The sequence below is a fragment of the Cohnella sp. GCM10020058 genome, from assembly GCF_042683485.1.
GTDB lineage: Bacteria > Bacillota > Bacilli > Paenibacillales > Paenibacillaceae > Cohnella.
The window spans coordinates 47,841-62,129 of sequence record NZ_JBHUJV010000002.1; the positions used below are offsets into that span (position 1 = coordinate 47,841).

The following is a 14,289-nucleotide window of genomic DNA, read 5'->3' on the forward strand; positions in this document are numbered from 1 at the left end:
GAATCGATGCTGAAGTCACTCGAGGCCATTGAAGCCTACCGCCGTTCTCCTTATGCCGAGGAGGCGCTGTCCGCGGCGCCGCCTTGGCTGAAGCTACTGGTATCCGCGGAGGAGCCGGTCGTCAATCTGGAACGAATCGCCTCCCTCAGCGAACTCGCGCAGTCCAATCCGGTGCTCGACTACGTGGAGCGGAGCCTGCGGCTGCTCGATGCGCTGCCGGTCTCCTACTGGATCAAGGAGCTCGTGGAAGAGGCACTCGCCTGGTGCGAAACGGCTAAAGGCGGCTCGCACCGGGACAGGCTTGGCTGGCAGGCGCAGGGCATCAACTTCCGCGTGCACAATATCGGCTCCGCCCAGCTGTTCGCCCGCCATGAGGCCGCATCCGGAGCGGCAAACGAGCGCACGCAACTCGTTCACGCTCTCGTAGAGACGCACGGACTGGTCGGGCAGGAGCTCCGCGGCGAAGTGCCGCCGGAGGACCACGATCCGCTGGCGCGCGTGCTAGGGCGCTGTCTGGCTTCCGCAGAGGAGCGCGAGCGTCTGCTGACCGCACTCAATTATTGCATTATCGCTGCGGTATCGCCTTCCCTCTGGACGGGGGTCGAGCCCGAGGTCGCCGCGATTATAAGTCGGATTGCGGCCGGCAACGCCGCAGAGACGCAGCTCCCGATCCGCGAGCGCCTTCGCCGGCTGCGGACGCAATCGATCCTCCGCGGCGAAGACTTCGAGGGCGAACTCGCTGCGCTCGATGCGGAGCATCGCCTGCTCGCAGCCTTGCAGCCGCTGGAGTCCAAGACATTCTGGTACGTCGAAGCCGCGCTGAAGGACTTTTCGCCGGAGCAGTTCCTGAAGATCTTCGCCATCGTCGCAAGCGAAGCTTCGTTGCCGGATGTGAAGCATATCAGCTTCGAGAACGTTATGAACGCGATGTACTACGACTACAAGGGCAGCAAAAAAATCAACGTCTACAAAAAGCGAATTATCGAAAAGTACCTGGGCGAGCTGGATTGGGCTCACATTCGCACAGGCGCCGCAGAGTCCGGAAACCCGCATTTGCGCCACCGTCTCACCCGCAAGGCGCAGCTGCCGGACACGCTGTTTTTCGATTTCGAATTTTCCCCGGCCGCGGATAAGCTGATCGCTTTTTGCGTGGAGGCGGAAAAGTCGTCGCTTTACGAGAAGGCGGTGCTGCTGCTGTTCGACCTGTTCGAGCTGCGCCGCGACGCCTATGACCGGTTCCACAACGAAGAGAATTATCTGGCGGACATGAACAGCACGGCGGATTATAAAAAGGTCATTCTGGACTTCGTCGTCGGCGAAAAGGCGCTGGACATCGGCCCCGGCGGCGGCGTGCTGCTGGACCTCCTGGAGGAACGGATGCCTCACGTCAAGGCCGTCGGCATCGATATCTCGGCGAACGTCATCGAGGCGCTGACCCGCAAAAAGCATGCGGAAGCCCGCAGCTGGGAGGTGCTTCAGGGCGACGCCCTGGCGCTCAAGGACTACGTAGAGCCCGGCAGCGTGGACACCGTCATCTTCTCTTCGATCCTGCACGAGCTGTATTCCTACATTCCTTATAACGGCGCGCGCTTCAATCGGGATACGGTCGCTGCGGCGCTGAGGAGCGCATTCGACGTGCTTGCGGCGGGCGGGCGCATCATTATCCGCGACGGCATCATGACCGAACCGGACGAGAGGCGCGTCATCCGGTTCCTGCAGCCCGACGGGCCGGCGTGGCTTGCGCGGTACAGCCGCGATTTCGCCGGACGCAAGGTTGTCTACGAGCAGTTGAGCCAGAACGAGGTCTCGCTGCCGGTCAACGACGCGATGGAGTTCCTCTACACGTACACTTGGGGAGAAGAGGCCTACGTTCACGAGGTGCAGGAGCAGTTCGGCTACTTTACGCCGAGCGGGTACGAGCGCTTCATCCGGGACACGCTGGGCGAAAAAGCAGAAATCGTCGTCATGCGGCACTACCTGCAGGAAGGGTACACTGAAGCGCTGGCGGACAAGGTTGCCTTTTTCGACGAAGAAGGACGCCCCGTGCCGCTGCCGGACAGCACCTGCTTTATCGTCATCGCGCGACGCGCATAAAAAAACCATCAGGGACAGATCGCCCGGACGGTCCTTGTACGTTTGGCGGATAGCCGAAACCGGCGTCGCGCGGAACGTCTATCGATGGCACGTCGATGGCTCGTCGATGGCACGTCGATGGCACGTCGATGGCTCATCGATGGCTCATCGATGGCTCGTCTGCCAGCCGTTCCAAGTAGACCCTGTATCGTCGCCAGCGTCGTTCTTTCGCCGCAATGCCTGCAATTATACATCTTTTTATGCCAATGCCGCCCCGTTTTAACAAGATAGATGCAAAAGCGCAGTTATTTTAAGCCATCAGCCGGATTTCCGGCTAGCGCATTGCTTTTACCTGCACATTTGCAGGTATTTCATCAGGTGGCATGCGTCGGTAAAGAATACCTGTACAAATGCAGTTATTTGGCCCGTCAAACGTAAGCATGCAGTTGGCCGCGCCAGGATCATCTAAAAAAACCGACGCGAACGCGCCATGCGTTCCGTCGGCTTTTTCAATCCCTATTAATTGTCGCGTCCCAGCTCCGTACCCTGCTTGAACACCCACAGCTTGCTGCCCATATAATTGACGGCGAGCGAGGCTGCGACGGACACGAGCTTGGCGACGATCGGCGACAGGTCGAGCCCCTTCTCCGCGGCCAGCAGCACGCCGGTGGCGCACAGGAAGGAGAGCGCGTTGACGACGCCGAACTTGAGCAGCTCCCTCGCGCTGCCGCGCTTCCGCATGCCGAACGTCCAGCGCCGGTTCCACCAATAGCTGTTGAGGAAGGCGAGGAAATAGGACACGCACTGCGCAGGCAGCGAAGACCAACTGAGCGCGTAAACGAGCGCCGCGAATATCGCGATATCGATGCCCGTATTGAGCACGCCGATCGCCGCGAACTTGGAGACGCGCTTCATTTCCCGGCTGTCGATTTTCATCAGAACATCTTGTAGCCGCCGCGCCGCAGCGCGCGGATCGCCCAGCCGCTCGTCAGGGCGCCGCCGATGCCGGCGATGAACGGCAGCGTGAACACGCCGATGAACGCGAGCACGCTAAGCTCCGGATTCCAGAAATGCCATACGCCCAGCGGCAGCACGACGATCACATATATCCAAGTCGGCAGCCAGGTCGTCTTGATCAGCATGTTCAGGATAAAGCCGATGCCGAAGAACAAGACGAAGAACAGCATGGTGCCGAGAATCTCTTGCAGAATCTCTCTCATCTTAAATGTTAAGCCTCCCGGTCGGATGTGTGCTCTATTAGTTTACAAGATCGGTTTGAGGACAGTCAACGCAAGGACGCGCCGGCGTTTGCCCGGGAGAGCGAATATAGGCTAAAATGGGAAAAGCCATGTTGGACAAGGCACGACGAGAAGGAGAGTTGAAGCAAATGAGTGAAGCCGCACAAACGCTGGACGGCTGGTACGCGCTGCACGACTTCCGCACGATCGACTGGACGGCCTGGAAGGCCGCCAGCCCCGAGGAGCGCGAGACCGCGCGGCAGGAGCTGCTGGGCCTGATCGCGGACTGGCGGGCGACCGAGGAACGCAAGGAAGGCAGTCTCGCCGTCTACGCGATCGTCGGTCAGAAGGCCGACTTCGTATTCATGCACCTGCGCGAGACGCTGGAGGAGCTGAACGCGATCGAGAACGCGTTTAACCGCTCCGCCTTCGCCAAGTTCGCGAAGCCCGAATATTCGTACGTCAGCATCGTGGAGCTGAGCAGCTACCTCGCGCCTGCCGGAACCGATCCGATGCAGATTCCCGAGGTCGCCGCGCGCCTCAAGCCGATTCTGCCGCAGTCCAAGCATATCTGCTTCTACCCGATGAACAAGCGCCGCCTGCTCGGCGACAACTGGTACTCGCTCTCGATGGACGAGCGCAAGACGCTGATGCGCAGCCACGGCATGATCGGACGCAACTACGCAGGCAAGGTCAAGCAGATCATCACCGGCTCGATCGGGTTCGACGACTGGGAGTGGGGCGTCACGCTGTTCGCGGACGAGGCGCTGCAGTTCAAGAAGCTCGTGTACGAAATGAGATTCGACGAGGTCAGCGCACGCTATGGCGAGTTCGGTCCCTTCTATGTCGGCAACCTGCTGACGGCGGACGGGTTTGCGGATCTGCTGCGCGTGTGAGTGACGATAGGTCAAGCAGCTCAAAAAGCAAGCACCATCCGGTAGGAGCCGGACGCGTGCTTGCTTTTTTTTGCCCAAGATCCGCCCGACCTAAGTCGGCGCAGCTCCTCATTCCGTTCTAGACGTAAGCGGGCAGATGTCGCCGTTCGCTTCGAGCATCCCGTCGACGAGCGCCTTGATCTTGTCGATCAGCAGCTCCGCGGACGTGTGCGGGTCGAGCAGCGCGGCTTAGACGGCGAACAGCTGCATGTTGATGTCGGTGTGGTTGAGCGCCGCCAGCTGCTGCGGCAGCGGACCGCACCGCGTCGGCGTGACGCCGTTCGCATCGACGAGACGCGGCACCTTGACACATGCCTCCTCCGGCAGGTTGGAGATGAGGCCGCCCGTGTTCAGCACGTTGCCCGCGATTTTGAACGGCATAATGGGCCCGCGTGTCGTCGCCAGCATCGTACCTCCGCCACAATACCTGCAAATATACATCTTTTTTTGCCGATATCGACCCTTTTGAGGTGAAAAGATGCAAATACGCATCTATTTCCCTCCATCAGCCGGATTGCCGGCTTGTACTCTGAATTTACCTGCACATTTGCAGGTATTTCATCAGGTGCCGTTGTTCGGCAGAAAATACATGTATAAATGTAGGCTTTTTTACCCGCTAAACGGTAGAAAGCTCCGATGCGAGGACAGCGCGCCCGATTTATATCCCCATACGACAGCAGGCTTTTACTTGGCCTGTATTGCTTGACGGGGAGCTTATCGGAAAGGGATAAAGAACAATGACACCCGATTCACTCTGCGAGTTGCGCGATCAGGCTCCGCATGCGAACGGGAATCTCCTCGCGCAACGCTTCCCAGGTGACGAAAGCGTCCGCCGGCCAGGACCAAGGCGCATAGTCAAAGCTTGGTTGGAAGGCGAACTCGCGCAAATGCCGCTCGGCGAGCGCATCCACGTCGGCAGGTGCCCCCGTACTGAACTCGCCGGCGAACATCGCGGGCTCCAGTAGACCGCCAGTCCCGGCGTCCTCCATGCAGCTGGATGTCAGATCCGGGAGCAAGTGAAGCGCGTCTTCAATCGGAGACATGGCGTGCTTGCCCGGCTGCACGTAAAGCCGTACGCGGCGGCCGTCGACCAAATTGCCGCGATCACGGCTCAGCCCGAGCAGCCATCGGCCGTGGAAGCTGGCTTCGCAGGAGACGACCTCCCCTTCGTGGCCGACGTAGACCCAGACATGCTCCAAATCGTACAGATGCTGAATGTCGTAGTCCCAATAAATCGCATACTCGATGACGCACGCATGCTTGTCCGCATCCAGCCGAATCTGCCTATTAAAAGAGGACGAGGAGCCAACTTCGCGGAATATGGTGATACCCGCCCGGACCGGGCGGAACGGCTCCCGCTCGTCCATCAGCAGGATCGGCGCGTAGCGCGCTGCAAGCGTATGCCAGGGCAGGCTGTCAGGATTGCCGTCGGTAGGGCTGCCGGCCGTTGCAGTGAGGTCGGATCGGCTAGGATCGGCTAGGCTGCCGGCCGTTGCAGAAAGGTCGGATCGGTTAGGATCGACTGGGCTGCCGGCCGTTGCAGTGAGGTCGGATCGGCTAGGATTGGCTGGGCTGCCGTTTTGCGCAAGCCGCTTTCCGGACGGGATGCGTTTCGACCCCGCCGGAAGCGCATCCGGGCGTGCCCCGAGCCCTGCGGCGAGACGCGCGTCAAGCATCTCCGCCAGCGCCACAAGCTCGAGCGGCTCGCCGATCGTATAGTCCGGCCGTTCGCTCTCGTCGGCCGGGTCGCGCGGATAGCGCGGCGTCCAGCCGATATGGACGCTCGCGATGCCTAGCGCGTTGGCGCCTTTGACGTCCCGGCTCAAGTTGTTGCCGATCATCGCGACGCGGCTGCAGTCGTCCTCGCCAAGCTCGAGCGCGCCGAGCGCGGCCTTGAACATGCGCGCGCTCGGCTTGACCGCCTTGATGTTCTCCGAGTAGATCATCGCGTGGAAATAATTATACAACCCGTGCTGCCGGTAAACGTTCTTGAACGACTGGGCGTCCCCGTCCGCGACGAGCGCCAGCGCGAAGCCCCGTTCGTGCAGCGTCTTTACCATGACGTCGGCGCCGGGGATCAGCTCGGCGCTGACGACGATACCGTCCGCGTCCCGCACCTCCGTCGATTCGTCGATAATCGTATCGCCGCTGTCCAAAAAGAGAATGAGTCGTCTTTGTTGGCTCACGATGCAGTCTCTCCCTTCGCGCTTGCCGTTCCCGAAAATGGTCTGATCGTATAAATGCGGCCTTCCTGCGTGTCGAAGCGGACGATGCCGTCCGCAGACATGCGCGTTTCGATAGGCGCTCCGTCCGCAGCCGTCACGGACAGTGCCTCGCCGCCAGGCGCCATCAAGGCGCACGGCAAGCCGCGCAGCGAGACAATCGTCGCTTCGAGCAGCCTTCCCTCCGCCCAGCGGATGCCAACTTCGAAGCCGCCCCGCGCCCGCAGGCCGCGGACGCTGCCTTCGCGCCAGGCATCCGGCAATGCGGGCAGCAGCTCGATGAACGGCTGGTGCGACTGCATCAGCATCTCCGCGATGCCGGCGGTGGCCGCGAAGTTGCCGTCGATCTGAAAGGGCGGATGCGCATCGAACAGATTCGGATAGAGTCCGCCGTGCCCGTGCCCGTGGCCGCGGTCATCCTCGCGCACGAGCCGCGTGAGCTGCTTGAGCAGCCGCAGCGCGCGCGCTCCGTCGCCGAAGCGGGCCCAGAACGCGATTTTCCAGCCGAGACTCCACCCCGTACCCTCGTCGCCGCGCACCTCCAACGACCTGCGCGCCGCGGCGAACAGCTCCGGCGTGTCTCTTGCGGTGAGCTGCCTTCCCGGATGGACGCCGAACAGATGGGACGTATGCCGGTGATGCGGGTCCTCCTCCTCGAATTCCCGGCACCACTCCCGCAGCCGCCCGTCCGCACCGATCCGCAGCGGGTAGAGACGCTCCCTCGCCTTCGCGAGCTCGGCGGCAAAGTCCTCGTCGCTGCCAAGCGCTTGCGCAGCCTTGATGCAATTGGTGAACAAGTCCCAGATCAGGGACAGGTCCATCGTAGAAGCCATGGAGACGCTTGCGGGACCGTCCGGCGTCAGAAAACGATTTTCCGGCGAGGTGGACGGATTGGTTACGAGGTATCCCTGCTCGTCCTCGGTCAGGAAATCAAGGACGAACTGCGCCGCATCCCGCATAGTCGGATAGGCGGTATCTCGCAGATACTTCTCGTCTCGCCCGAAAGCATAGCGCTCCCACAGATGCTGGGCGAGCCATACGCCGCCCATCGGCCACATCGTCCAGCTCGCGTCGCCGTGGCCGAAGTCGCCGACCGGCGCCGTGTGGCCCCATATATCCGCGTTGTGATGGGCGACCCAGCCGCGCGCGCCATAATGCAGCCGCGCGGTCTTCCGTCCGCTGCGGGACAGCGTGCCTATGAAATCGAGCAGCGGCTCGTGGCATTCGGCGAGATTAGCCGTCTCCGCCGGCCAGTAGTTCATCTGGGCGTTGATGTTGAGCGTCCAGTTGCTGCTCCAGGGCGGGCGGGTCGACGCGTTCCAGATGCCCTGCAGGTTCGCGGGCTGCGTGCCGGGGCGCGAGCTCGCGATCAGCAGGTACCGGCCGTACTGGAACAGCAGCGTGGCGAAACCGGGATCGTCGGCGCCGAGAGTGGCAAGCCATTCGTCCGTAGATATATCGGTCGGCATGTCCGCGTGCACGTCCACGGGAACGTCGGGCGGCGCAACCGTGTTTGCCCCCGTGCTCCCGTACGTATCCGCGTCAGCGCCGACGCTCCGGTTTTTGTCGCCCAGCTCAAGCTTCACCCGATCGAACAGCGCACGATAATCCGCGATATGCGCAGCCTTCAGCCTCTCGTAAGGCAGCGCCGCCGCGTGTCCGGCAATCGCAAGCGAGATCGCTCCCGCATCCCGCCCATCGGTGCCCGGCACGCGCGCAGGTCCCGCGAACCCGGTGGCCGCGGCGACGATCAGCGTCACCGCGTCCGCGCCGCGTACCCGAAGCCCGTCCGCCTCCGCGCCGACCGAGCCTCCCTCGGCGATCGCCTGCAGACAGCAGGCGAACCGCATCGCCTTCGCGTCGTCGCCGTCGGCGTAGACGATCGGCCGATCCGTCTCGTAGTACGACGGATCGACATGCTCCGGCGCCATGCCGCGCATGACCAGACGCCCGTCCTCTGCTCCGACCGCATGCCGCAGCGGACTGTCCAGCGTCGCGTGCAGATCGATCGCGCCCGGTATGCTCGCGGTCAGCCGCAGCATGAGCACCTGATCCGGATGCGACGCGAACATCTCCCGCGTATAGCGGACGCCGCCCACGCTGTATTCCACCCGCGATACCGCGTCGCCCAGATCGAGAGAACGCCGGTAATCGCGGCAGATATCGCCGTGCCCCATGCGCAGATGGAGATCGCCGAGCGGCAAGTACGACTGCGTGTACGCCCCCATCATCTCCTTGCAGGCGAGATCGGCCTCCGCGTATTTGCCTTCCCGTACGAGCTCGCGCACGCGGGGAAGCGCTGCAAGCGCAGCCGGATTGTCCGTTTCCCTCGGATAGCCGGACCATAGCGTATCTTCATTGAGTCCGATCCGCTCGCGCTCCGCGCCGCCGAATTGCATGGCGCCGAGCCGCCCGTTACCGAGCGGCAGCGCCTCCGTCCAGACGGCCGCAGGCTTGTCGTATAGAAGTTTCATCCCTGCACCTCGTCAGCTTTTCTTTATAATCCAGGCATGATCGGGATCGTTGTGGAACCGCCAGGCGCGCGCCGGCCCCGCCATTACGTTGAGATAGTATACCTCGTAGCCCGGCGGCGCGGAGACGGGATGATAGCCCCTTGGCACCAGCACCGTCTGCCCGTTTCCGACAGCCAGCGTCTCGTCGAGCGAGCGGTCGTCCGTGTAGACGCGCTGCACGGCGAAGCCCTGCTCCGGTTTGACGCGGAAATAGTATGTCTCCTCGAGCAGTGATTCGTCCGGCAGCGCGTCGCGGTCGTGCTTGTGCGGCGGATAGCTGGACCAGTGGCCTGCCGGCGTAAACACCTCGACGACAAGCAGGCTGTCGGCCGGCTCCGATTCGGGCAAAATATTGTGGATATAGCGCTGCGTCGCGCCGCTTCCCCGCACTTCCGCGCCGACGTCGGCCGGCGCGATGAGCCGCGAGGCGCGACCTTCCTGGCCGGGAGCCGCGCATACCGCCAGCTCGAGCGTCGTCAGCGCCTCGACGGCGAAGCGGTTGCCTGCCGGCACGTAGACCGAATAAGGCGGCGTGCCTTCGAACAAGTCCATCCGTCCGCCGACATCCTTCCACGCCCCGTCCGCCGTAACGATATTCGCTTTTCCCGACAGCAGCACCAGGCAGTACTCCCGGTCTTCCGTCGCACGGTTTAGCGTCGCCCCCGGCTCCAATCTGTAAGCCTCGAAACCGACGTAGTCCCAACCTGCCGAAGCCGGCGTCACCAATAGCAGACGTCCATCCGGATCCGGCACGGAGGACGGATGCACAGTCAATTCGGGCATGCCGCTCACATCCCTTCCCGCAGGCTGTCCAGGTCGGACAGCTTCACGATGCGTTTGTATTTGCTCGAAAGCTTGGATGCCAGCGCGATCCGCTCGGCCCTGTAGGCGTCCTCGCCGCTTACCGGCACCGGCGTCCCGTTCAGCAGGCATTCGACGAACTGCCGGGTCTCTTCGATATAGGCGCCGTTGTACCGTTCGAGGAAAAAATGCAGCGGCTTGTCGCTCCGCACGCCCTCGGCGCTTGCCACCACCGCCGTGTTCGGAAAGTCGTTGGCCGCCGCGACGCTGCCCCCGGAGCCGAACACTTCCGCGCGCTGGTCGTAGCCGTAAGCCGCCCGCCGGCTGCAGTCGATGACGCCGAGCGCGCCGCCTGCGAAGCGCAGCGTGACGATCGCCGTGTCTACGTCGCCGTGCGCCGCGAATATCGGATCGACCAGCACGGCGCCTTGCGCAAACACCTCTTCAACCTCGCGGCCCGACAGGTATCGCGCCATGTCGAAGTCGTGGATCATCATATCCATATAGATGCCGCCGGACACCTTGATGTAATCGGCAGGCGGGGGCGCCGGATCCCGGGAGGTGATCCGGATCATGTGCGGCTCGCCGACCGATCCCTCCTGCACATGCTCGCGGATGCGCCTGAAGTTGTGATCGAACCGGCGGTTGAAGCCCACCTGCAGCTGGACGCCCGCGAGACGGACGGCTTCAAGCGCCTCTTCGGTCGCGGACAGATCCATGCTGACGGGCTTTTCGCAAAAAATGTGCTTGCCGCGCGCAGCCGCCCGCTTAATGAACGGAACGTGCGTATCGGTGGAGGAGCAGATGAATACGGCGTCGATCGCCGGATCGTCCAGGACGGCGTCGCTGTCCGCGATCGCGATGCCGCGCGCCGCGGCCCATTCGCGCAGCTCTTCGCCGGCGTACGGATCGCTGATCGCGACGAGACTCGCCTGCGGATCGCGCAGCAGATTGTCCGCGTGAATCCGGCCGATCCGGCCCATGCCGATAATGCCGATGTTTATTTTTCTCATGCCGCATCGCCTTTCGTCAGTAGATATGGATTACCAGCGCGCCGTAACCATCTTCTTGCGGGTGTAGAACTCGACGCCGTCGCCGCCGTTGGCGTGCAGATCGCCGTAGAACGACTTCTTGAAGCCGGAGAAGGGGAAAAACGCCATCGGCGCCGGCACGCCCAGATTGATGCCGAGCATGCCCGCATCGATCGTCTCGCGGAACTGCCGCACGCTCGACCCGCTCGACGTGAACAGGCACGCGCCGTTCGCGAGCTCAGAAGCATTGGCGATGCCGATTGCCTCGTCCAAGGTATCGGCCCTCATGACCGACAGCACCGGCGCGAAAATCTCGTCCCGCCAGATCGCCATATCTGTGCCCACCCGGTCGAAGATGGTCGGGCCGACGAAATAGCCCTCGCCCTGGGCCGCCTCGTCGAGGCGGCCGTCGCGCACCAGCTCCGCGCCTTCGCGCTTGCCGGCCTCGATATAGCCGATCGTGCGCGCCTTGTGCGAATCGCGGATGACCGGACCAAGGAATACGCCAGGCTGCGAGCCGTCACCGATCGTCAGACGATCGGCTGCCTCGTTCAAGCGCCGAACGAGCTCGTCGCCGATGCCGCCGACCGCGACGACGACGGCGCAGGCCATGCAGCGCTCGCCCGCCGAACCAAAGGCGGCGCTTACGATCTCCTTGACCGCGAGATCCAGGTCGGCGTCGGGCAGGACGATCGAATGGTTTTTGGCACCCGCGAGCGCCTGGACCCGTTTGCCGTGCGCGGCGCCGGTCTTGTACACGTACTCGGCGACCGGCTGCGAGCCGACGAAGGAGATCGCGCGGATGCCCGGGTGCTCCAAAATGCCGTTCACCACGTCGCGCGCGCCATGCACGAGGTTTAGGACGCCAGCCGGCAGGCCGGCCTCATGGAACAATTCGGCGAGCCGGTTCGCGAGCAGCGGCGTGCGCTCCGACGGCTTGAGCACGAAGGCGTTGCCGCAAGAGATGGCCAGCGGGAACATCCAGCAAGGCACCATCATCGGAAAGTTGAACGGCGTGATGCCCCCCACGACGCCGATCGGGTAACGGTACATGCCCGATTCAAGATTCGTCGCGATGTCGGGCAGCTGCTTGCCCATCATGAGCGAAGGCGCGCCTGCGGCGAATTCGACGCATTCGATGCCGCGCAGCACTTCGCCGTGCGCTTCCGCATAGCTCTTGCCGTTCTCAAGCGTAACGAGCCGGGCGAGCTCCTCCCAATGCTCGACCAATAGCTGCTGGTACCTGAAAAGGATGCGCGCGCGCTTCGGCACGGGCGTCCGGCTCCATTCCTTGAAGGCGGCTTCCGCCGAGGCGACCGCGCGGTCCACGTCCTCGCGCGAGGACACCGGGACGTGCGCCAGCACCTCGCCGTTCGCGGGATTGACGACCGCTTCCGATCCTTCGCCCAATGCCTCGATCCATTCGCCCGCGATCCAGTTTTTCAATGTATGTGCCATGCGTGATTCCTCTCTTCCATGTTCATAGTTAAACGCCGAGTCAGTTGGCGACGATCTCTCCGCGCTCGCAGCGCGCGATATAGTCTTCGACCTGCCGCACCGTCGGCATCGCGTCGGAGCAGCTGTGGCTGGACACGACAATGCTGGCGGCGGCGCTGCCGAACGACATGCTGCGGTCGACCGCCCAGCCGGACAGCAGGCCGTACAGGAAGCCCGCTGCGTAAGAGTCGCCGGCGCCGAACGTCTTGATGACCTTCGCCGGATAGGAGACGGCCCGGTGCTCCCCGCCGTCACGCGTATAGGCGACTGAGCCGGCTTTGCCGTGCTTGACGATGACGAGGCTGGCGGCATGGCCGAACCACTTGGAAGCCGTGAACGCATCGCTGCGGTCCGGATTATGCTCGAAGCGCTCCATGCTGTCGAATTCCTCGCGCGTGCCGACGATGATGTCGCTTTTCTCTGCGGCCAGATTGTAGTAGACGGCCGTCTCCTCCGGGGATTTCCACGTATAAGGGCGGTAATCGATGTCGAAGGCGACGGCGGTGCCGTGTCTGCGCGCATAGGTCAGCGCCAGCAGCGCCGCTTCGCGGGACGGACTTGCGGCCAGTGCCGTGCCCGACAGGAGCAGCAGCCGGCTGCGCGCGATCAGCGCCTCGCTTACCTCGGACGGCGAGAGCAGCAGGTCGGCGACGTTATCCCGGTACATCAGGATGCTGCAGTCGGACGGGCTCTTGATCTCGGTAAACGCGAGCCCCGTCACCGCGCCCGTCCGGTCGGTCGACACGCCCTGCGTATCAATGCCGTCGCGACGCAGATAATCGGCGATAAATCGGCCCATCTGGTCGTCCGCGAGCTTGCCGATGAAGGCCGTCCGGAGTCCGAGCCGGCTCGCGCCGATCGCAATGTTGGCCGGAGATCCGCCGACGTACTTGGTGAACGTGAGCGTCTCCTCCATCGGACGGTTGATCTCGTTCGCGTTCAGATCGATGCACAGGCGTCCGAGCGCTGCCAGGTCGAACTCGCGACCCTCCGGCAAGGTCAATCCCCCGCTCGCCTGGCCCGTTTTTGCGTTTATGCTGCGGCCGTTTTCACTGCTCATTTCCGCTCCTCCTTCTCCTGTTCGTCCTTCAGCGCCGTCAGGTAAGCAAGCGCCCTGGCCGCGTACTCGCGCGGCGGATGCGCAGCCGGATCCTGTTCGCCCTCGAGCATCGCCCAGCCGTCGTAACCGCGCGTCCGCAGCTCCCGTACGATCGGCCCGAAGTCGATGCCGCCGTCGCCCGGCACGGTGAATACGCCTCTGCGGATGCAGGTGACGAATTCAACCCCGTCCGCGCGTGCCACCTCAAGCTCGTTCAGGCGCACGTCCTTCAGATGGATATAAGCGATGCGGTCGTAATGCTTGCGCAGCAGCGCGAGCGGATCCGCCCCGCCGTACAGCGCGTGCCCGGTGTCGTAGAGCAGGTACACGGCCGCGGGATCGGTCATGGCCATCAGCCGATCGATCTCCTCCGGCGTCTCGACCGCGGTGCCGCCGTGATGGTGGTAGGTCAGCTTGAGACCGAGCTCGCGCGCGATCCGCCCCGCTTCGTTCAGTCCTTCGGCCAGGTGGCGCCAGCCGTCCTCGGTGAGCCGCAGCACCTCGCGCTCGTGCGGCGTGCGCCGCGGATCGAAGTGCAGCGAGCCGCCGACCTCGCAGGTGCTGATGACCGTACTGCCCATATCGCGCAAAAACTCGGCGTGCTTCCGGTAGTCCGCCAGCTCCCGCTCGCGGTAAGCCGGGTCGCTCAGCAGCACCGATTTCCAGCGAGAGACGAGCCCGATGCCCCGCGCGTCCAGCAGCTTGCGCAGCCGATCGCGGTCCTCCGGGAATTTGCGGCCCATCTCGGTGCCGGTAAGCCCCAATGCCGCGATATCGTCCAGGATCTGCTCGCAGGTCGTCTCCTCGCCATGCTCCCGTACGTCCTCGCCGACCCAGTTAATCGGATGAATGCCCATTTTCCAAGGAAAAGCGCTCACTG

The 14,289-nt window shown here is 63.2% G+C and carries 11 protein-coding genes and 1 pseudogene; 2 read left to right on the plus strand and 10 right to left on the minus strand.

The features are described from left to right. Positions 1-6 precede the first annotated feature (6 nt). A complete protein-coding gene (locus ACFSR7_RS03500; protein ID WP_378159128.1) occupies positions 7-2,094 on the plus strand; it encodes a class I SAM-dependent methyltransferase in 2,088 nt (695 codons plus the stop codon). Between the two features lie 498 nt (positions 2,095-2,592). Here the strand turns inward: ACFSR7_RS03500 and ACFSR7_RS03505 are convergent, their stop codons facing one another. Together ACFSR7_RS03505 and ACFSR7_RS03510 are read right to left on the minus strand one after the other, a co-directional pair. After that, complete coding sequence (locus ACFSR7_RS03505) at positions 2,593-3,009, minus strand: GtrA family protein (protein WP_378159130.1); 417 nt, start codon at positions 3,007-3,009, stop codon at positions 2,593-2,595. Continuing rightward, positions 3,009-3,293, minus strand: a complete 285-nt coding sequence (locus tag ACFSR7_RS03510) for a YuiB family protein (RefSeq protein WP_282907317.1) — start codon at positions 3,291-3,293, stop codon at positions 3,009-3,011. The genes ACFSR7_RS03505 and ACFSR7_RS03510 overlap by 1 nt, the downstream gene beginning before the upstream one ends. 167 nt (positions 3,294-3,460) lie before the next feature. On the opposite strand from ACFSR7_RS03510, the gene hemQ reads away from it, so the two are divergent. Beyond that, the gene (gene hemQ / locus ACFSR7_RS03515; RefSeq protein ID WP_378159132.1) at positions 3,461-4,207 is read left to right on the plus strand and encodes a hydrogen peroxide-dependent heme synthase; all 747 of its coding nucleotides are present in this window, start codon (positions 3,461-3,463) and stop codon (positions 4,205-4,207) included. 108 nt (positions 4,208-4,315) lie between these two features. Here hemQ and ACFSR7_RS03520 read toward each other — a convergent pair. The 8 genes and pseudogenes from ACFSR7_RS03520 to iolE form a co-directional block, all read right to left on the minus strand. Further along, a pseudogene (locus ACFSR7_RS03520) lies at positions 4,316-4,624 on the minus strand (family 4 glycosyl hydrolase); the annotation flags it as partial. Between the two features lie 371 nt (positions 4,625-4,995). Beyond that, entirely contained in the window at positions 4,996-6,432 is a 1,437-nt protein-coding gene (locus tag ACFSR7_RS03525; RefSeq protein WP_378159134.1) for an HAD family hydrolase, read from the minus strand. Then, complete coding sequence (locus ACFSR7_RS03530; RefSeq protein ID WP_378159136.1) at positions 6,429-8,942, minus strand: glycoside hydrolase family 95 protein; 2,514 nt, start codon at positions 8,940-8,942, stop codon at positions 6,429-6,431. The genes ACFSR7_RS03525 and ACFSR7_RS03530 overlap by 4 nt, the downstream gene beginning before the upstream one ends. A 12-nt stretch (positions 8,943-8,954) precedes the next feature. Further along, positions 8,955-9,764 carry a 5-deoxy-glucuronate isomerase gene (iolB, locus tag ACFSR7_RS03535; protein ID WP_378159138.1) on the minus strand — a complete coding sequence of 270 codons (810 nt, stop codon included), beginning with the start codon at positions 9,762-9,764 and terminating at the stop codon, positions 8,955-8,957. 5 nt (positions 9,765-9,769) lie between these two features. Then, a complete protein-coding gene (iolG, locus tag ACFSR7_RS03540; protein WP_378159140.1) occupies positions 9,770-10,795 on the minus strand; it encodes an inositol 2-dehydrogenase in 1,026 nt (341 codons plus the stop codon). A gap of 30 nt (positions 10,796-10,825) precedes the next feature. Beyond that, positions 10,826-12,271 carry a CoA-acylating methylmalonate-semialdehyde dehydrogenase gene (locus ACFSR7_RS03545; RefSeq protein ID WP_378159142.1) on the minus strand — a complete coding sequence of 482 codons (1,446 nt, stop codon included), beginning with the start codon at positions 12,269-12,271 and terminating at the stop codon, positions 10,826-10,828. 40 nt (positions 12,272-12,311) lie between these two features. Next, entirely contained in the window at positions 12,312-13,370 is a 1,059-nt protein-coding gene (iolC, locus tag ACFSR7_RS03550; RefSeq protein ID WP_378159144.1) for a 5-dehydro-2-deoxygluconokinase, read from the minus strand. Then, entirely contained in the window at positions 13,367-14,287 is a 921-nt protein-coding gene (gene iolE / locus ACFSR7_RS03555; RefSeq protein WP_378159145.1) for a myo-inosose-2 dehydratase, read from the minus strand. The genes iolC and iolE overlap by 4 nt, the downstream gene beginning before the upstream one ends. Positions 14,288-14,289 lie beyond the last annotated feature (2 nt).